Raw genomic sequence first — 19,188 nt, 5'->3', positions numbered from 1 at the left:
CCCCCGTCCCCCGCCCCCCGTCCCCCGTCACTCGGCGCAGAGGGTGAGGCCCTCCGGGGTGTAGCAGGGGACGTGGCCGTGGGTGCGGGTGATGTCCTGGCCGTTGCCTCTGGTCAGGTAGGTCAGGAAGCTGGAGGCCAGGGAGTCGGCCGGGGGGCGGCCGTAGGTGTAGGCGTACTCGATCTCGCGGTACGGGTAGTCGTTCGTACCGTGCTCGATGGCGTCGACGGACGGCGGGTCGCCGTCCAGCCGCAGCAGCCGTACGCCGTCGACGTGGGCGGCCAGGTTCAGCTCGCTGTAGCCGATCGCGCCGCTCAGTTCGGCGACGGTCGACAGCACCTGGTCGGTGGAGTCGAGTTCGCAGCGGACGAAGCCGATCGACGGGTCGTCCTTGTGGACGCAGTCCAGTGAGCTGTTGGCGACCTCGCCGCGGCCCAGCACCCGGCGCTGGAGGACCTGTCTGGTGCCGGAGTCGGCGTCCCGGCTGACCAGCCGTACCGCCAGGTCGGGGCCGCCGACCTCGGCCCAGTTGGTGATCTCGCCGCTGTACAGGCGGCGTACGTCGGCGATGGAGAGGTTGTCCGCGGGCAGCCGTACGTCGTCGTTGACGACCAGGGCGAAGACCGACACCGCCACCCGGCTCTCCCGCAGGTCCGGCAGGCCGCTCGGCTTGGGGCCGTCGGAGAGGGCCACCAGCGGCGGGGAGCCGTGCTTCGTCTGCTCGCCGGCCGCCGCCAGCTCCCGTATGCCCGAGGTGGAGCCGTGCGGGTCCACCGTGATCTCGGGCTCGTCCGCCGCGCAGTCCCGTTCGTACTTCTCGGCCGCCTCCCGCAGCACGGGCGCGAAGGCCGTGGAGCCGATGAGGGTCAGCCTGCCGCCCGCGCAGCCGATCGGGGGCCGGGTGTCGTCCTGGGCGACGACGATCGCGGCCAGCGTGACCACGCACACCGTGAGCACGATGGTGATCAGCCGGGCGGCCCGGCCGAACAGCGGCGGGGTGTCGTCCGGGGTCGCGCTGCGGTTGGGGTGCACCTCGCCGTCCCGCAGGCCGCCGGTCAGCCGGATCTCCCGGCCCACGTCGCCGCCGGAGAGCAGGACCAGCAGCTTGAAGTGGTCGCCGCGGTTGAGCGGGACCCGGGGGACGCGCAGGGTGTTGTCCTCGTAGCCGAAGCCGCGGGCGGCGGTGAAGTGGTCCGTCAGATGGCCGGTGGCCGACGGCTGGGTCACCGAGACGCCGCGGATCGTGCGGTCGGTGAAGACCGCGGTCAGGCCGTGCGGCTCCGGGCCCGTGTAGTCGTCGCGGTCGATGCTCTGGGAGCCGTCGTTCTCGACGCGGAGCAGGACGAGGGTGGCGTCCGTCATGCCCGGGGCCTCGTCGAACAGGCCGAGGCGGCGGCCCAGCCGGCCGGAAGGGGCGTCGTCGCCGATCGGGTTGTCCATCTGGACGCGGTAACCGATCCGCTTACGGCGCGGCACCCGCCGTTCGAACCAGAGCATGACGCCCGAGGCGACGATGCCGAGGACCGCCGTGGCCACGGCGATCAGATTCTCCGCGCTCAGCCACTGCACCCTGGGCCCCCGCCGATGAGTGTCATCCGGTGCGATCGACCGGTTCTGTCGTCCGGTCACCGTATGGCTGTGCGAGTGTCTTCGGCGCCGCCGGGCGCAACAGTTCGCCCGCTGTTCGCCCGTCGCTCATTCGCGCGTGAAAGTGAGCTTCTTCCCGTCGCTGGTCAGTACGCGCTCCAGGCTGCCGTCGGGCAGCAGGGTGGCCTCGGAGGACGAACCCGGAGTGCAGGACTGGCTCGGCTCGCCGACCGTCACCTCGGACGGCCCGAACCGCACCGGCCCGTCGCCGCCGGGGTCGGCCGCCAGCTCGGCCCGGAACACGCAGTGGTACCCGTCGCCGTCGGCGACCAGGGACAGCACCGTGTCGCCCACCTCGCCCTGCTCGATGGTCAGCCGCCGCTGGTGGGTGCCGGTGGCGTTGTCGATGGTCGTGGTCCAGGTGCCCAGATAGCCGGCCGGGACCGCGCCGTCGTCCGGCGCGGGGGTGGTCGGCCGGTCGTCGGCGGTGGCCGGGCCGGTGGCCTCGGGCGTGCCGGACCCGGCCGCGGTCGGGGTCGGGGCGGGGGCACCGTCGTCGGCCCGGGTGCTGGCGCCGTCACCGTTCATCAGCGCGTACACCGAGCCTCCGGCGGCCAGCGCGACGACCAGGGCGATCACCACCAGCAGCACGGTGGAAGGTCCTCGGCGGGGCGGCGGCACGGGCCCGACTGGGGGGACTGCCGGATACGGATACGGATACGGCTGAGGGTGCGGATGCGGGTGCGGATGCGGGTGGGGCTGAGGTTCGGGCTCGGGCTGTGACTGCGGCTGCGGCTGCGGCTGCGGCTGCTGGTACGCGGCCTCACGCGAGGGTGCGGACGAGCGCACGGGCGGCGGTGCGAGCACTGGCGACGGCACGGGCGACGGCCCGGGCGACGGCCCGGACCCGGCCGGCGGCACAGGCGAGGACGACGACGCGGGCGCACCCGCACCCGCCGTCTCCCCCGCCGTCTCCCCCGCCGGCTCCCCCACCGGCTCCTCCGCCTCCAGCAGCCGCACCGCGTGCCGTCCCAACTGCGCCACCAGCGCCCCCGGCAGCCACGGATCGCGGGAGCGGCCGTCCGCGACGGTGTCCTGCGCGCCCGTGCGGGCCAGCACCGTGCCCAGCGCGGGCCGGGCCGCCGGGTCCTTGCGCAGACACGCGCCGACCAGGTCGGCGATCCCCTCCGGCACCCCGGTCAGGTCCGGTTCCTCCTGGGCGATGCGGAACATCAGGGCGTGCACCCCGCTGTCGGCGGTGCCGAACGGCAGCGTGCCGGTGGCGGCGTAGGCCAGGACCGAGCCGAGGCAGAAGACGTCGCAGGCCGGCGTGAGCGGCTCCCCGCGGATCTGCTCGGGTGCCATGAAGCCGGGCGAGCCGACCAGCGCGCCGGTGTGGGTGAGACCCGCCGCGGTCCCGGCCTCCAGCGCGCGGGCGATCCCGAAGTCGATGACCCGGGGGCCGTCGATGGTGATCAGCACGTTGGACGGTTTGAGGTCGCGGTGCACGATCCCGGCGGCGTGGATGTCCTGGAGCGCGTGGGCGAGCCCGGCACCGAGAATGCGGACCGACCGCTCGGGCAGCGCCCCGTGGTCGTGCCCGATCACCCGCTGGAGGCTGGGCCCGGCGACGTACCCGGTGGCGACCCAGGGCACGGCGGCCTCCGTGTCGGCGTCCAGGACCGGTGCCGTCCAGTACCCGCCGACCCGCCGGGCCGCCGCGACCTCCTGCCGGAACCGCGCCCGGAACTCGTCCTGCCGGGCCAGTTCCGCGTGCACCAGCTTCACCGCGACCGTCCGGCCCCGGTCCGACCGGGCGAGGTACACCCGGCCCATGCCGCCCGCGCCCAGCCGGGCCAGCAGCCGGTAGTCGCCGACCCGGTGCGGATCACCCGCCGCGAGCTTCTCCATCGTCGCGCCCCCGAGTTTCCCTGAGTGTGAGCAACAGGCCGAGGATAGTGCGGGGTTGGGAGGGGGACGGCCGCCCGGCGTCGACGGTTCCGTAACAGCTGGTGTGCCGGTGGGGACGTACGGTGGTCGACAGCCTGTCGTGGAACGGCCCGGCGCGCAGACACCCCGCCGATACCGTCCCCGTCCGCCCGCCGCCTACCCTCGGCCGCATGACCCCTCAGAACGACCGGCCCGACCCCCGGACCGGCGCCGCCGTCAAGGCCGCCGACCGCGCGCACGTCTTCCACTCCTGGTCCGCGCAGGACCTCATCGACCCGCTCGCCGTCGCCGGCGCGCAGGGTTCGTACTTCTGGGACTACGACGGCAAGCGCTACCTCGACTTCACCAGCGGCCTCGTCTTCACCAACATCGGCTACCAGCACCCGAAGGTGGTCGCCGCGATCCAGGAGCAGGCGGCGCGGCTGACGACGTTCGCGCCCGCCTTCGCCGTCGAGGCGCGCTCGGAGGCGGCGCGGCTGATCGCCGAGCGGACCCCCGGCGACCTCGACAAGATCTTCTTCACCAACGCCGGCGCGGACGCCGTGGAGCACGCGGTGCGGATGGCGCGGCTGCACACCGGACGGCCGAAGGTGCTCGCCGCGTACCGCTCGTACCACGGTGGCACCCAGCAGGCGATCAACGTCACCGGGGACCCGCGGCGCTGGGCGTCCGACAGCGCCGCGGCGGGGGTGGTGCACTTCTGGGCGCCGTTCCCGTACCGCTCGCGCTTCTACGCCGAGACGGCCGAGCAGGAGTGCGCGCGGGCGCTGGAGCACCTGGAGACGACCATCGTCTTCGAGGGGCCGGCCACCGTCGCCGCGATCGTCCTGGAGACCATTCCGGGCACGGCCGGGATCATGGTGCCGCCCGCCGGTTACCTGGCCGGGGTGCGGGAGATCTGCGACAAGTACGGGATCGTCTTCGTGCTGGACGAGGTGATGGCCGGGTTCGGGCGCACCGGCACCTGGTTCGCGGCCGACCTGTTCGGCGTCGTACCGGACCTGCTGACCTTCGCCAAGGGCGTGAACAGCGGATACGTGCCGCTCGGCGGGGTGGCGATCTCCGCGAGGATCGCCGCGACCTTCGCCGAGCGGCCCTACCCGGGCGGCCTGACCTACTCCGGGCACCCGCTGGCCTGCGCCGCCGCCGTCGCCACCATCAACACGATGGAGGAGGAGGGCATCGTCGAGCACGCCGCCCGGCTCGGCGCCGACGTGGTGGGGCCCGCGCTGCGGGAGCTGGCCGCGCGGCACCCGAGCGTGGGCGAGGTGCGCGGCACCGGCATGTTCTGGGCGCTGGAACTGGTGCGGAACCGGGAGACGCGCGAGCCGCTGGTGCCGTACAACGCGACCGGGCAGGCCAACGCCCCGATGGCCGCGTTCGCCGCCACCGCGAAGGCACACGGGCTGTGGCCGTTCGTGAACATGAACCGCACCCATGTGGTGCCGCCGTGCAACGTGACCGAGGCCGAACTGAAGGAGGGGCTGGCGGCACTGGACACGGCACTGTCCGTGGCGGACACGTACACCGACACGTACACGACGTGATGCACCTGTGAACGCGTAAGGTGGCGTGCTCGTACATATTCTCGTACATATTTACGTGCTGAACGTGCACGCCGCCCGAACGTGACGAGGAGACGCCCGACCATGCCCGGCCCCAGCGGCAACGGTGCCGTGACGCGCAGCACCCTGCGGCAGCAGATCGCCGACGCGCTCCGCGACGAGGTACTGGCCGGACGGCTCCAGCCGGGGCAGGAGTTCACCGTCAAGGAGATCGCCGAGCAGTACGGGGTCTCCGCGACGCCGGTGCGCGAGGCGCTGGTCAACCTGTCCGCGCAGGGGCTGCTGGACGCCGACCAGCACCGCGGCTTCCGGGTCCACGAGTACTCCGCCGCCGACTTCCGCGGCATGGTCGAGGCCCGCTGCCTGGTCACCGACGGGATGTTTCACGCCCTGGCCACCGGCCACCGGGAGACCGCCGCGCCGGGCGACGAGCAGCGGCTGATCGCGGCGCTGGCCGGGGTGCGGCGGCGCGGCGAGGAGGCGCAGCGGGCCGCCCGGGCCGGCGACCTGACCGTGCTGATCGGCTACGACCTGCGGTTCTGGCGGGAACTGGCGGCGCTGTTCGGCAACCCGTACCTCTCCGACTTCCTGCACCGGCTGCGGGTGCAGAGCTGGGTGTGCACGGTGCAGCACCTGCGCCGGGTCGGCGATCTGCGCGGCACCCTGTGGTCCGGGCACACCGAACTGGTCGACGCGCTGGTCCAGCGGGACGCCGAGGCGGCCCGCTCGCTGGTCCTGGCGTACAACACGCACTCGCTCACGGTCGTGGCGCGGCTCTTCGCCGGATGACCCACGGCCCGGGGTGGGGGGCGCCCACCTGGGTATGGGTTGGGCACGAGGGCCCCCGGCCGGGGAGCCGCCCATCCGCCGCACCTATTACTCTGCCTGCACCACCGTGCTGTGTGAGGAGTTCTCTTTTGGCCTGTGACCTGTGGCTGGTACCGCTCGTCGACATCTTGTGCCACACCCCGGACAACCCCTTCGCCGAGGAACTCGCGCAGTACGACAAGGTGCTGGCCGAGGCCGGGCTGCCGCCGGTACCGGTATTTGCGTACATGCCGGGCCTGTCCGGCGAGGTCGCCCCGGTGGCCGGGTTCGACTACGACGCGCTGCACTTCCTGCGCCGCGCCCATCTGCTCCAGCTGTGCGGCCTGCCGGTGACCCCGGTCGACGAACTCGGCGGCGACTACGAGCAGTTGCTGGAGATGTTCGAGGCGACGGCCCAGCAGTCGCATCTGGTCTGGCACTACGACCACGCCGGCGCCTACGTCCCCGTCGACTTCCCGCACCCGCTGGCCAACGACGAACTGCTGGCGGGCGGCGGTCCACTCGGCTCCGCGCACGCCCTGCTGCGCGAACTGGAGTCCGTCGCACCGGCCCTCGGCATCGACCCGGCCAACCCCCCGGCGGCTCCCCAACCGCCCGCCGGACCTACCGAGTTGGAGGAACCGGCCGCACCGGCTCCGTACGATCCGAGCCCGTTCGCCCGGGAGCGGCACGTGTGGCTGGGGCTGCACGCGGCGGCCACCCGGAGCCTGGCGCAGGGGTCGATGATCGTATTCAGCTGAAGCCGGCGCTCCGGCCGATCTGTGCCAGACCCTTCGCCAGATCCTCGCCGTTCATGATCGGGAAGACCTCGACCTCGGCGTTGAACTCGGTGAAGAACGGTTCCCCGCTGGCGGGCAGGTCCGAGCTGTCCGCCATGTCGAAGACCAGCAGGGCGGTCCGCCGCCCGCCGAGCGGCCCGAAGTAGGCCGCCTCCGGCTTGAGCTGGTCCATGGCGCCCTTCATCACCTCGGGCATCTTCCCGCTGCGAATCAGCTCGTTCGCCTTCTCGGTGTCCAGCGTCGCCCTGAGCATCACGCGCATGGCCATCACCTTCTTCCTCCCCTTCAGGCTATGCCCCATCGGCGCCGGTCACCCGATGAGCGAGACCCCCGGCGGCCACCGCACCCCGGCCGCCAGCAGCAGCGCCGGGCCCAGGTGCACGGGGCACACCCGCAGCGGCGCCGACCCGTGCCGGGCGACCTCGAACCGGGCCGGGTCACCGCAGTCCGCACGGTCCGCGCGGTCCCCGGGGGCACCGTCGGCGCCGTAGGGACCCTGACAGGAAACGGTCATGCTCCGATACGACACCGTGGGACGACTCACTACCCGGTGAAGTAGGCCATAAGGGGGGTGTCACGCCGAGAGGTCCCCCATCCACACACGTCGGCCCAAGTCATCCAGTTCTGCTTTCAGCCGCCGGCACTCCGGCAGCGCGCGTCCCAGGAGACGCCAGTAATCGGAGCCGTGCCCCGAAATCCGCGCATGAGCGAGTTCGTGGGCGATGACGTAGTCGACGAGATGGATGGGCAGCTGGAAAGCAGCCCAGTGCAAGGCGATGACCCCGTCGTTCGGACCAGTCCGGTAGCTGCCCCATCGATGGCCGAGGTCCCGTACCCGTACGGCCGGTTCAGGTACGTCCATGCGCGCCGCCCACGGTTGGAGTCGTCCCCCCGCCCAGCGCGCCCCCACCCGGCTGTACCAGTCGGCGAGTGCCTTCTTCGCAAGGGTTGGATCTGCGGCGGCGGAGCGTTCCATACGTAGTCGTCCCGCCACCAGTCTCACAGCGGGCGTGGCCAGGCCACCGGCCCTCTCGCCTCCGTCTTCACCGTCCCCCACGACCAGGAGCCGATAGTCCCGTCCCAGGTAGCGATGAATCTCCCCGTCCCGCAGCGTTCGAACGGGATGCAACTGCCGGCGCTCATCGCTGAGGCGGGTCTTTTCGCCGATCCATTCCGCGCTGCTCCGCAGGAATCGCTCAGCTCGCCGGACGTCGCACCCATGAGGGACATGCAGAGTCAGAGACCTGTCTCGCTCAACGGTCAGACCAAGGCGACGGCGCCGTGAGCTGATCCGGACACGCACCTGCCGACCGTCGATCAGCAAAAACCTGTCCTCCGTGAGCACCGGCTCGGCGGACGGAGCCTGAAGGCCGCTGGGCAGGGCGTCGGTCATGAACCTATTGTTGCCGTGCCTCCGCCCGGAACTCCGTCAGGTGTTCCGTCGCGTATCCCGCGAGTGCCGAAGCAAGCCGCTTGACTGCCTCACGGCTCTCTCCCGAGCCCCGCAGTCCGGCTGCGCGCAGCCGCCCGTATAGACGCGACTCCAGGAGTGTCACGTGACGCTCCTGGCCGCCGAACGACACCGGCCGCACCGTCGCGATGATCTCCTCGTACGTCTCGGCGACGAGCTGCCGCAGCCGCTCCGGAGCGGCGTCTCCCAGGGCCTCGTTCTCCGCCAGTTTCTCGCCGATCAGCTCGTACAGCCGTCGCTCCATCGGCGACAGATCGGCGACAGCGGGATCGGTCTGTTCCGCCCGCCGGGCCCTGTCGACCAGCGGCAGAAGCTCGCGGGAGATGTCCTCCCAGTTCCCGGCGAACTCCTGGAGAACCCGTTCCAGCTCGACGGAGAGTTGCCGGTAGACCGGTCGTTCCTCGACCGCCAGACGCTCTTCCAAGTGGTAGCGCAGTGCTTGCGCCTGTTCGGCGGCGGCCTCGCGTACGGACAGGGTGCCGATCACTTCGTCGAAGTCGGGAGCGAGGATGGAGACGGGCGGGATCTTCTGCTCGACTTCCTGCGCCTGGAGGTGGTCGGCGATCAGGGCGCGCACCTTGCGGCCGTAGCCTCGCATGGAGAACCCGCCGCCGGTGTCGTCCCGGTAGTGGCGGCGCACACGCATCTGGAGCACGCTCCACGCCCGTACGTCGTGCAGGTGTTCCAGCGCACCCTCGTGCGGGAGCACCCGGTCGACCGCCCCGAGGAAGTCACCCAGCCGGTTGTCGAAGTCGGCGCGTACCGTCGGATCGGCCAGCGCGAGCACAGCGCTGCCGAGAGCCCCGTGTGTCGTGAGACCGTCGGGATCGATACCCGCTGCCGTGAGAGCATCGCGGACCAGACTGGCCGTCCGCCCCATCTCCGGGATCTCGTCGGCCATGCTGCGCAGCGATTCCAGAGCGGGCGGGTTGCCCCGGTAGGCGGCCAGGGTTACACCGAGATTATTGAGGACGCCGTAGTAGTCGACGACCAGCCCTTCCCGCTTCCTGCGAGCGGGACGGTTGACGCGGGCGATCGCCTGGAGCAGTTCGGCGTCGCGGATCGGCCGGTCCAGGTAGAGCGCCTGCTCGCGGGGAGCGTCGAAGCCGGTGAGCAGCATCGACTTGACGATGAGGAAGGCGATGGGCGGCTGTGCTCCTTCGTCACCTCGACGGTTGCTCCGGGAGCCGTCGCCTCCGCCGAACACCAGATCGCTCCACGGGTTCATGCTGCCCACGGACCCGGCCCGCACCGGGTCGGGTTCGGCGGGCGGAAGCGCAGCCCAGGGGTTGTCCGGCGGCAACTGCGGGAAGGGCCGCAGGAAGCGCGCGATGTGCTTGCGCTGTTCCTCGGGATCGGTCCACTCACGCCACACCCCTTCCTTCTGCTCGGCCCCGGCGGAGATGACCGGTACAAAGTCCATCCGCCTCAGCAGTTCCTGGAACTGCCAGGCACGCAGCAGAAGCAGTTCCTCAGCGGTGTACGTCTCCGGCTTCCTGCCGCGCAGAGCCTCACGCCGCCCACTGTCGTCGAAGTCGGCGACCCGTCGAAGCAGTTCGGCCCGCGCGTCCCGGAACGCGTCCCGGTAGAGAACGGCGGCCCGTCGGCTCACCGCGGCGACCTGGGCCTTGAAACCCCCGGTGAGCGGCCCGGTGACGTAGTGCTCCAGCATGTTGGCGGCCTTCGCCCGGATCAACGGTACCGACTCCGCCACGGTCCTCGCGGAGGGCGCGGCGTACTTCTCGCGTACCCGCTTTTGCTGGTCCTCGTCCAGCGGCTCGATCAGGTCCTCGAAGCACTCGTCCAGCCGTTCCTTGTCGCGTACCTCGGCGCTGGTGGCGCGTCCTTCGTAGCGCACGGGCACCACGACGTGGTCGCGTTCGGCCTCGGTCATGCGGTACGTGTCGAGGAACTCGGGGTCCCCGCCGGGTTCGGCGCTGGGCTCCAGGCCGAAGATGCGTCCGGTATCGGTGAGGCGCCCCTGCATCAGCGGAGTGCCGGTGAAACCGATCCGGGCCGCGTTGGGCAGGGCCTTGCGCAGGCAGGCGTGCAGGACGGAAGTGTGCGAGCGGTGGGCCTCGTCGACGAGGACGAGGACCCGGTCCTCGTCGCTGCACTCGGGGAAGATCCGTTCGGCCCGCTTCAGCGTCCGTTCGTCCGGCGCGGGATCGGCGACCTCCTCGGCGTCCTCACCGGCGTCGACCCGTCGGCGCGCCTGCTCGAAGTCCTCGGCCAGCGCCCGGTCCGTGCCGTCGGCCGTGTCCTTCGCGTCCTCCGTGGCCGGCGCCAGGTCGCCCAGGAACTTCTGGATCGTCGCGAAGATCACCGCTCGTCCGCCGACTCGCCCGGCTCTTCGGAGCAGACCTTCCAGATCCGTACGGGAGGTGGCTTCCCGGATGTCCGACCCGCTGAGCGCCACGGCCCGCTTCAGCTGCCGCTGGAGGTCGGTACGGTCGGTGATCGCGACGATGGTGATGCCGTTCAGCTCGCGGTCCCGGCTCATGTGCAGGCGCCGGGCCAGGAACTGCATGGTGAAGCTCTTGCCTGCGCCCTGGGTGTGCCAGATGACACCGCCCCGCTCGTCCCGGTCGCCGCCGGTGACGCGGCGGCTGGGCCGGGTGCGCAGCCGGTTCACGATCTTCTCGGTCGCCCGGTACTGCTGGTGGCGGCAGACCACCTTGACCGTCTTCGGTTCGCTCCCCCGGGCCCGACGGCCCGTGGTCCTGACGCCGTTGCCCGTGTCACTGTCCTCGTCGACCGGCTTCTCGAAGACGTAGTGCCGGACGATGTTGAGGAGGTTGCCGGGCGCGAGGACGAGCGCGGTGAGCCGCTGCTGGAGGGTGGGCGCCTCGTCGGGCCCGAGTAGCCCCCAACCGCGCAGTTCCCGGCGGAGATCCTCCATGCCGTCGTCGCCCGGCCGGTCCGGATCGCCGTAGTCCGGCGTGACGCTGCGCCACAGCGCGTAGTGCTTCTCGTCCGATGAGTACGTGCCGAGTGCGGCGTGCGTCCCGTCGGCGGCCACGAGCAACTGAGCCGGTACGAACAGGTGCGGCACGCCCCGGGGCGCCCCGGAGCCGCGCCGCGTGTCGTCGTCGAGCGGGCGCCCCGTGTAGGCCCGCAGGTCGCGTATGGCCTTGCCGATCGGGTCGGGTACGTCCGGCGACTTGCACTCGATGACGACGAGCGGGATGCCGTTCACGAAGAGGACGAGGTCCAGCACGGACGGCCGCCCGTCCGCGTCGTGCACCCGGAACTGGTCGACGACGAGGTAGTCGTTCCGCGCCAGCACCTCTTCCCGGCTGCCCTCCAGCGCCTCGCTCGACCAGTCGAAGAACTTCGCCTGTACCTGCTTGTCGTCGGGCCCCTGTTGCATGTCCCCGTGGAGCAGCAGCGTGGTGACGTCACGGTTGGCCTCGGGCAGCGCCTGGGCGGACACATGGCGGGCGGCGGCGCGCAGCCGCGACACGGCGGGCTCCGTGTGCGCGTCGCTCCTCATCCAGCTCGACGACCGGCGCAGCGCCGCCCGCAGCCGGCGCTCCAGCAACACTTCCCGGTAGTCGCCGCGCTCTCCCGCGTCCCGCAGCCGGGCACCCTCGACGTGCTGCCACCCCATCGCCTTGAGGTGTTCCAGCAACGGCCGCTCCGCCTCGACCCGTTCGGTCCCTCCCCTGACCCCACCCGCAGCCATGCGCCCGCGCCCTCCCCTGCGTCGCGGTGAACGTGTGAGGGTCCATTGTGGGCCAAGGGCCGTGGGGAGTTCACGTTTCTCTGGCGCCGGATCGCGTCCAACTCAGCAGGGCGGCATCCCGTTCAGCACCCGACCCGATCCCCGCTCGCTTCATCCATAGATACCTATGGAACGTCGATGCGCTACTCTCTAAGGGACGGATGAGGGACGAGACCCTCCCCGGCGCTGGCATCACTGTGCGTAAAAATCGCAACTAAGGGGACGGTAATGGACAGCAGTTACCAGGAACTTCGCGACAAGGTCGAGACCGACGGCGGACTCAGCGTTGTCACCATGCGCGAGCTGCGCGACATCCACGGAGTCAGCCGTATCGGCAGCCGAGTGCCCGGCGAGATCTCGGAGAAGCTGGCATCCCACGGAATGGGACACATCCCCACGAAGCTGCCCCGCAGCCAGAACAGCCCGGCCCGTCTCTACCTCCTCGGGACCTCGATCGCGGACGCCGTCAGCGCCGTACTCGACCCGACGCCCCAGGGCGACGCGATCCTGCGGGGAGTGGGCGACTCCGAGGCCCGGCAGGATCAGCTTCGTCAGATTCGTGAGATCGTCCGCGCCTAGAACCTGCCCGACGGTCCGGCTGGGGGGTGTTCCGGCGCCCTGGGCGACAATGTCGACGGTTCAGCGCCGTCGGCCGCCGACCCTGGCCCCCGTGTGGAATGGGGCAGTTCCTTCGGGACTGCCCCTCGGAACAGCGTCAGTGAGGATCACCGAGATGCGCCCGAGCCCCACCCACCGACTGGTCGAGCTCTGCGAGATCGCTTCCGGTCCCTCAGGACTCCAGCTGGGAGCTCTTTCGGCGAGCCTGGAAGGCGTCCCTGTCATCTCGCCTCCGGACCTGACCACCGACCACCGAGTCGATACGCGCAGCATCAAGCGTGTCAGCGCCGACACCGCCGCCGGTCTCGCGCGGTTCCGACTGCGAGCGGGAGACCTGGTCTACGTGCGCCAGGGGACGCTCGGACGGCGGGCTGTCGTCGGCCCGGCGGAGGCCACCTGGTTCTTCGGCCCCGCGTGCCTGCGCATCAGACCCAAGTCGGAGGCGATTCTGTCCGACTACCTTCTCCACTACCTCGGGCATCCCCTCGTCCACGACGCGATCGTCTCGTACGCCAACCCGAGCAAGGCGGTGGAGACACTCCCCTCTCAGGCTCTGGCCGCGACGCTCGTCCAGCTTCCCTCGCTGGAACAGCAGCGGACCGTCGCCGGTGCCATGAACGAGATCGTCACCCAGATCGAGGCGAACAAGCTGCTGGTCGACAAGCAGGAGAGGTTCCGCCTGGGACTTCTCACGGACCTGCTCGGCAGCACGGTCAGCGAACCGGGTACGCCATAACGGACCACCAGAGCGGCGAGAGAAGAGGAACGGTTGGGCGGCACGACCTTGCTCGTCGTGCCGCCCACACGGAGGAGATCAGGCTTCTACGGCCAGTGAACGCCCTGGCTGCCTCCCACAGGCTTACGGCAGTCGGGCACCTTCGGCATCGGCGCGATCACCGAGGCGGTCGTGTCGTCCAGTACGTAGCAGAGTTGGGCGTGCAGCACCTCCGCCTCGGCGGCGGTGAGCCGCAGGGCGAGGTCCGACTCGAAGTCCCCGTCCCTGGTCAGCCAGAGGTCGATGGTGAGCGTGCCGTCGTCGCTCCGTCGTACGGGCTTGCTGGGCACGCGGCTGATCCGCATCCGAGGTGCGCTCATCAGGCCGCCACCCCCAAGGGCATACGGACCGGGCTGCCGACGCGATGACCGTGGATCACCACTGGACCGACATCGATCCCGTCGAGCGCGAGCAGCAACTCCCGTCGCCGCATGCGCCGCTCGTGGGCGATCAGGTACGGACGGATGCGGGACGGGAGCAGGTGCTCCGGGATGTCCGCGGCCGGTCCGCCGGACCGCAGCCGCCGCAGGAGATACGGGGGCAGTACGGGGATCTCGGCGCCGGCGACGAGGATGCGGTAGCCGGGCGGCCGGCGGACCGGGTCCACCCCGGGCAGAGGCACGGGGAACAGTGCACGCACCAGGCACACGAGGAGAAGCCCGGCGACCTGCACGAGTGTTCGTGCGAGGCCGGGCCGGATACGGTGGGTCATGCTGACGCTCCTGTAGGGCGTTGGCCATGCCCCGGGGTGCCGCTAACACCGCCGGGGCGCTTGACTTCCAATCGGTAGTCAAGCGACTACCGACTGATATCAAGGTACCCAAAACCTGCTGCGGCATCAACATTGATGCCAACTTGGATCATGTTGGCATATGCCGATCCACGACGTGGACGCTCACACCAGGTCGTCGAACTCTCCCGCCTTGGCTCCTGCGAGGAACGCCGCCAGTTTTGCGGGGGTCGTACTGACGATCACCTCAGGGTTGTCGCTCTCCCTGACCAGCACCTGGCCATCCGCGACCGCCAGTTCGAGACAGTTGCCCGACTGTTCGGAGTATGACGACTTACGCCACTGAATGTTCAACATCCTCGTACCCTCACAACTCATGCAGCACCTTGCGTATAAAGTCCCGTGAGTGTTCCTCATCCAGGGACCGCGTCTCCATGCGGCTCAGAACGGCGCGGTAGTTGGTGAGATGAATCGCGGAGTCCAGAAACGTAACTGTGTTCGGGACGTCGATCTGTACGGTGTCCAGTTGGCGGACGGGGCCGCTCGCGTACATCGTTGAGCTGCCAGCGCTGGGAAACCCTCCTGAGGAGAAAGGGATCACCCGCAGAGTCACCGAATCCCGCTCCGACTCACTCAAAAGCCCCTCCAACTGCCGTCGAACTACGGACCGATCTCCGAACAGCATGCGCAGTGACGCCTCGTGGAGAAGGAACGAGCAGTTCGGGGGAACCGTCCGATCGAGCAATGCCCGCCGTCGCATGCGGAACTCGATTTGCGAATCTAAAGCTTTCGGCGTCAGGGGTGGGACGGCCTCACTGAAGACCGCTCTCGCATAGTCCTCGCATTGCAACAGCCCGGGTAGGTGTGTGATCTGCACGTGCTGCAACGCAACGGCGTGATGCTCCAGCTCGGCGAGGTCCAGCATGAACGAGGCCATGGAATCCTTGTACGCAGACCACCAGTAGGCGCCACCCCGCTCGCTGGCCATGGCCGCGAGCGCATCAACGTAAGCGTGGTCCGGACAAGAGTAGTTGGCAGCCCACACGCGCACCCGGTCAGCACTCACCCCGAAGCGGGCCGACTCAGTATTGCTGATGGCGGTCTTGTCCACGCAATGAAGAGCGGCGGCTTCGGTGAGGGAAAATCCCACACGCTCACGCATCCGTCGAAGCTCAATCCCGAGCCGACGCTGTCTGGCCGTGGGCAGCTTTCGAACAGGCATGGCACTTCCTTTTCAGGAGGCATACACGCGAGCAACAAATTTCGCCGTTCTACCACTGAGCAAATCAGCAGAAAGAGCATACTTCAACGACTTCAGCTTCGCTACGCGAGCCCTCCCTACCCGAATACAATTATCTACTGCATCCAACCGGTCCAGAAAAGCACCCTGTTCCGCCGAGCTCATTATTGGCATCGGACAAGAAAGAATATCTCGACGATTGATGCTGGCCTGGGACACAGCCGGCTTGGTTCGACTCGCAAAGTAAGCTCGAACCAAGGAGGAGGAAAGCCATTCCTGCACCAGCAACGGAGAAATCTTCGACGAATCCACTCTGCACCGCATAATATTTGACTCATAAAGAGTGAGCTCATCGAGTCGCGAGACAACCGTGCTTTTACCGACCAACCCTGGCGTATTCACTCGATTAATCAACACATCACCAACCCTGATACTGAATCTTTCAATCTCGGCATCACTGACCCGTACGCGAAGCAAGCCCGAGGTGAGGTCCGAAGGTCCGCCATCGAAGCTACCGATGCGAACAATAGGGATTCCGTTTTCTCCGTAACATTCCGCAGGCTTATAAATACCATTGCTAGGTCCATCAGTAAGAAACTGCGAAAAAACCGTTGCCTTGCGAGAGATCAATGACTCGACTAGCCCCCTCCTCACGGCTTCCGCCTTGAGAACCTCGCCCTCTGCGGTATATTCCGACTCGGACATAGATTCTAGAATTTTGATTATACGTGACTGCTCCGCAGCAGGAGGAATGTTCAACTCATAGGAGCTAAGATCACTCCTATTCAGTTTTGGGATTCCAGTCCTACCGGACACACTCTCTGCAAAAAGAGAAAAACGTTCACCAAGAAGTTCACTCTGGAGAATTTCTGGCGCTAGCCGAAGGGATCGCATCGGGTACATGTCTGCAGAACACGTACCATTGAATCGCGCTAGCGCTACCTTCCTGAGCGCAGGACGAATTTTACTGAGGATTACATCCCCCGGACGGACAATGTACTTTCCACTCGAAGCACCCTGCGCCTCTGCGGATTCCAAAGTCATGATTCGCCCCGTGGCTGATTCGACGTGGTCCGGGGCTAGCAGCGGCTGAGCACGGTATGGCAGTGACTGCGGATTAACTTGGCCAGTAGGCAACAACACCACGTCTGTCAATTTATGCCTAGACCAGCCTGGTGGCAGCTCATCCGACATAACCCAGCTCCTTAAGGAACCCGTTCAACCGCTTCGCCGCAGCCTCGCGCCGCGCTTCGATGTCCCGCAACGACACCAGATACTTGCGCTCCCAGCCCAAGTACGTGTCGATCAACTCGCGCCGCCTGCGCACGACATGGCCCTCCAGTTTCGACGCCAGGTCGTCATGGAGGATGCCGAGAACGATGTCCCGGGCGCCCTCGTCCGTCAGCGCGTCGCGGGCCTCGTGCAGGCCGATCTTGCGTTGCTCCGGCTCAGTCGCGAGTGTCACGTCGAGTGTCGTCTGTCCGGCCTCTGCGGCAGTGGCCACCGCCGTCCTGGGCGCCTTGCCGGGCTTCGCCGTGACCACCGCCCCCAGCCCGTCCAGCGGATAGAACGCCTCCTCCAGCGCCTTGACCGCCTTGCTCGCCGCCGTCCGCTCCCGCTTCGCCTTCTTCAGGTCGGCGTCGCTGAGCAGCGCCTCCGCGATCGCCGGGTCCAAGGCGGGTCCGCCCTCGGCAGAGTCATCGGGCGAGCCGTCGGACAACTCCCCGTCCTCCGAGACACCCGCCGCCGCCGCGGCCCGCGCCGCCTCCGCCTCGTCCGCTGCCTTCACCTTGGCGTCGAGCCGGGCCTTTTCGGCATCCGCGTCGGCCAGCTCCTTCAGGAACTCGCCAGCGATGCGGGCGACGACCTTGTGCCCGTAAGCCTGGCGCCGCTCGGCGGCGGAGCGCTTGCGGGCGCCTCCGGTCCACGGGTTGGGCTCCGGGTTCAGCAGGGTCTCGACCGTGTCGACCCAGCCCTCCACGACACCCCTGAAACCGTTCTCCGTCAGGGCCTTGAGCTCGTTCCTCGCGTCCTGCCACCAGCCCGCGACCGCGCCGGCAAGCGCGTACCGGTCCAGCAGGCCGACAGTCAGGAGCCGGTCGCGGAAGGAGTTGATCAGGTCGGCCCGTAGATCGGCGAGCTGAGCACGCTTCTCGAACTCCGTGCGGTCGTCCCCGTCATACGGTGCGATGGCCGCGATCTTCTCCGTCTCGCCCGTCCACCAGGACTCGAACGCCTCCCACAGCTCGCGTTCCCGGCCCTCGGCCAGTGCGCTCAGCCGGTCGGCGTCCGGTCGCCGGTCCTCCGGCAGGAAGTCGACGTACTCGGAGGAGGAGTCGGATTCTCCCTCGCGTTCGGCGAACAGGTCCGTCAGAGCCACCCCGTACGCCGACAGCACCGCTGCCTTCTCCGGCGCATCGATCTCGGACCTCGGCACGCCCCCCACCAGATGCGCCCGTACGTCCTGCGGTTCCGGCGGCGGGGTGTTGTCTACGTAGCGGCGGATGTTGAGGTTGTACTTGTTCTTCCGGATATCGTCCCGCTTCACCCAGCGCGCAAAGCGCTGCACCTCCGTGCCCGCCTTCGCGTGGAAGGTGGAGACGATCTTCTCCACGTGCTCGGGCAGCAGCACGTTCTGAGCTCGCTCGGAGTGATACTCGCGGTCCGCGTTGATGAACAGGACCCGATCGTCCCGGCCGTCCCGCTTGTGGCCGCGCGAGCGCAGGACGAGGATGCAGGCCGGGATGCCGGTGCCGTAGAAAATGTTCGAGGGCAGGCCGATCACGGCCTCCAGGAGGTCGTCCTCGATGATCTTCGCTCTGATCTTCTCCTCCGCGCCGCCCCGGAAGAGCACACCGTGCGGCATCACCGTGAAGACGGAACCGCCCCGCCCCTTCACCATGTGCAGCATGTGCTGGAGGAACATCAGGTCGGCCTTGCCCTTCTCGGACGTCTGGCCGTACGGCATGCGGTCGTCGATGTCGGCGATGTCCGCTGCCCGGTAGTCCATGGAGAAGGGCGGATTGCTGAGTACGAGGTCGTACGAGCGGTCCAGGTGGAGCGGCTGCGACAAGGTGTCGCCGGTGTACAGCTCGAAGTCGTGGGCACCGTGGAACAGCATGTTCATGGTGGCCATGACCCAGGAGCCGTTGTTGGCGTCCTGCCCGGCCAGGGCCAGATCTTCGGTGTCGCCACCGTGCTCCTCGATGTACTCCTTGGCGTGGATGAGCATGCCGCCCGATCCGACGCAGGGGTCGTACACGCTGTCCCCGGCACGGGGCCGGGCCAGCTCGACCATCATCCGCACCACCGCGCGCGGGGTGTAGAACTCGCCGCCCTTGGCACCCGCCGAGTCCGCGAAGTCCTTCAGCAGATACTCGTACGCGGCACCGATCACATCGGGGAACTCGAAGTCCTCGCCGCGCAGGCGGAGGCTGCCGAAGTGGCCGATGAGCGCGGTCAGCCGCTTGTCCGCCAGCTTGGCCGCCGCCGCACCGGTGCCGCCGCCTCCGCCGATGCGGTTGAAGTTGATGTGGTTGAACAGGCCGCGCAGTCGCTCGTTGCCCTTCTGGCCCTCCAGCGCGTCGAGCGCGGGCTGGAGGTGTTTCGTGGCCACGTCGTCCACCGCGTCGGCCAGGTTCTGCCAGCGCGCCTCCTGCGGGACGTACATGATCCGGCGGAGGGTGTAGTTGGCCGGCTCCTCGGCCTCCTCCTCCGCCTCCGCCTTCGATGCCCCACCGGCCAGCTCCCGCTTCTTGATCTCGTCGTAGGCCGCCTCGAACTCGTCGTTGGCGCGCTTCAGAAACAGCAGGACGAGAAGGAAATCGCGGTACTCGGCGGCGTCCATCGTGCCGCGCAGAATGTCGGCGGCCGCGAAGAGGTGGCGCTCCAGTTGGTCGAGCGTGAGCTTGGCCACGT

17 protein-coding genes are annotated in these 19,188 nt (G+C 68.7%); 5 read left to right on the top strand and 12 right to left on the bottom strand.

Annotated elements, in window-relative coordinates; translation table 11 throughout:
- Positions 1–27 precede the first annotated feature (27 nt).
- A complete protein-coding gene (locus AB0G32_RS17655) occupies positions 28–1,569 on the bottom strand; it encodes a substrate-binding domain-containing protein (RefSeq protein WP_361163557.1) in 1,542 nt (513 codons plus the stop codon).
- 126 nt (positions 1,570–1,695) lie between these two features.
- Entirely contained in the window at positions 1,696–3,498 is a 1,803-nt protein-coding gene (locus tag AB0G32_RS17650) for a serine/threonine-protein kinase (protein ID WP_361163555.1), read from the bottom strand.
- Between the two features lie 209 nt (positions 3,499–3,707).
- On the opposite strand from AB0G32_RS17650, the gene AB0G32_RS17645 reads away from it, so the two are divergent.
- The 3 genes from AB0G32_RS17645 (at position 3,708) to AB0G32_RS17635 (ending at position 6,670) form a co-directional block, all read left to right on the top strand.
- Positions 3,708–5,084 carry an aspartate aminotransferase family protein gene (locus AB0G32_RS17645; RefSeq protein WP_361163553.1) on the top strand — a complete coding sequence of 459 codons (1,377 nt, stop codon included), beginning with the start codon at positions 3,708–3,710 and terminating at the stop codon, positions 5,082–5,084.
- 102 nt (positions 5,085–5,186) lie between these two features.
- Complete coding sequence (locus AB0G32_RS17640) at positions 5,187–5,891, top strand: GntR family transcriptional regulator (RefSeq protein WP_361163551.1); 705 nt, start codon at positions 5,187–5,189, stop codon at positions 5,889–5,891.
- A 128-nt stretch (positions 5,892–6,019) separates the two neighbouring features.
- Positions 6,020–6,670 (top strand): hypothetical protein, encoded by a 651-nt coding sequence (locus AB0G32_RS17635; protein WP_361163549.1) that lies wholly within the window; start codon positions 6,020–6,022, stop codon positions 6,668–6,670.
- Here AB0G32_RS17635 and AB0G32_RS17630 read toward each other — a convergent pair.
- The 4 genes from AB0G32_RS17630 to AB0G32_RS17615 are packed head-to-tail and all read right to left on the bottom strand — an operon-like array spanning position 6,663 to position 11,868.
- Positions 6,663–6,971 carry a hypothetical protein gene (locus AB0G32_RS17630; protein WP_361163724.1) on the bottom strand — a complete coding sequence of 103 codons (309 nt, stop codon included), beginning with the start codon at positions 6,969–6,971 and terminating at the stop codon, positions 6,663–6,665. The genes AB0G32_RS17635 and AB0G32_RS17630 overlap by 8 nt on opposite strands.
- Positions 6,972–7,019: 48 nt before the next feature.
- Positions 7,020–7,223, bottom strand: coding sequence for a hypothetical protein (locus AB0G32_RS17625; RefSeq protein WP_361163547.1), 204 nt, complete (start codon positions 7,221–7,223; stop codon positions 7,020–7,022).
- A 60-nt stretch (positions 7,224–7,283) separates the two neighbouring features.
- Complete coding sequence (locus tag AB0G32_RS17620; protein WP_361163545.1) at positions 7,284–8,102, bottom strand: SprT family zinc-dependent metalloprotease; 819 nt, start codon at positions 8,100–8,102, stop codon at positions 7,284–7,286.
- Positions 8,103–8,106: 4 nt separating this feature from the next.
- Positions 8,107–11,868: a type I restriction endonuclease gene (locus tag AB0G32_RS17615; RefSeq protein ID WP_361163543.1), complete on the bottom strand. Its 3,762-nt coding sequence runs from the start codon at positions 11,866–11,868 to the stop codon at positions 8,107–8,109.
- 267 nt (positions 11,869–12,135) lie between these two features.
- On the opposite strand from AB0G32_RS17615, the gene AB0G32_RS17610 reads away from it, so the two are divergent.
- Complete coding sequence (locus AB0G32_RS17610) at positions 12,136–12,486, top strand: hypothetical protein (RefSeq protein ID WP_361163541.1); 351 nt, start codon at positions 12,136–12,138, stop codon at positions 12,484–12,486.
- A gap of 139 nt (positions 12,487–12,625) precedes the next feature.
- Positions 12,626–13,261 (top strand): hypothetical protein, encoded by a 636-nt coding sequence (locus AB0G32_RS17605; RefSeq protein ID WP_361163539.1) that lies wholly within the window; start codon positions 12,626–12,628, stop codon positions 13,259–13,261.
- A gap of 86 nt (positions 13,262–13,347) precedes the next feature.
- On the opposite strand, the gene AB0G32_RS17600 is transcribed toward AB0G32_RS17605, so the two are convergent.
- From AB0G32_RS17600 to AB0G32_RS17575, 6 genes are all read right to left on the bottom strand, one after another.
- Positions 13,348–13,620 (bottom strand): hypothetical protein, encoded by a 273-nt coding sequence (locus AB0G32_RS17600; RefSeq protein ID WP_361163537.1) that lies wholly within the window; start codon positions 13,618–13,620, stop codon positions 13,348–13,350.
- On the bottom strand, positions 13,620–14,012 hold the full coding sequence (locus tag AB0G32_RS17595; RefSeq protein ID WP_361163535.1) for a hypothetical protein: 393 nt from the start codon (positions 14,010–14,012) through the stop codon (positions 13,620–13,622). The genes AB0G32_RS17600 and AB0G32_RS17595 overlap by 1 nt, the downstream gene beginning before the upstream one ends.
- Before the next feature lie 183 nt (positions 14,013–14,195).
- A complete protein-coding gene (locus AB0G32_RS17590) occupies positions 14,196–14,387 on the bottom strand; it encodes a DUF397 domain-containing protein (RefSeq protein WP_361163533.1) in 192 nt (63 codons plus the stop codon).
- Positions 14,388–14,397: 10 nt separating this feature from the next.
- Positions 14,398–15,252: a helix-turn-helix transcriptional regulator gene (locus AB0G32_RS17585; RefSeq protein WP_361163531.1), complete on the bottom strand. Its 855-nt coding sequence runs from the start codon at positions 15,250–15,252 to the stop codon at positions 14,398–14,400.
- A 12-nt stretch (positions 15,253–15,264) separates the two neighbouring features.
- Positions 15,265–16,464 carry a restriction endonuclease subunit S gene (locus AB0G32_RS17580; RefSeq protein ID WP_361163529.1) on the bottom strand — a complete coding sequence of 400 codons (1,200 nt, stop codon included), beginning with the start codon at positions 16,462–16,464 and terminating at the stop codon, positions 15,265–15,267.
- On the bottom strand, positions 16,454–19,186 hold the full coding sequence (locus AB0G32_RS17575; RefSeq protein ID WP_361163527.1) for a class I SAM-dependent DNA methyltransferase: 2,733 nt from the start codon (positions 19,184–19,186) through the stop codon (positions 16,454–16,456). The genes AB0G32_RS17580 and AB0G32_RS17575 overlap by 11 nt, the downstream gene beginning before the upstream one ends.
- Positions 19,187–19,188 lie beyond the last annotated feature (2 nt).

Source organism: Streptomyces sp. NPDC023723, from assembly GCF_040639815.1.
Taxonomy (GTDB): domain Bacteria; phylum Actinomycetota; class Actinomycetes; order Streptomycetales; family Streptomycetaceae; genus Streptomyces.
Note: the sequence above shows the minus strand (reverse complement) of the source record. Positions and strands in the feature narration are given on the sequence as shown.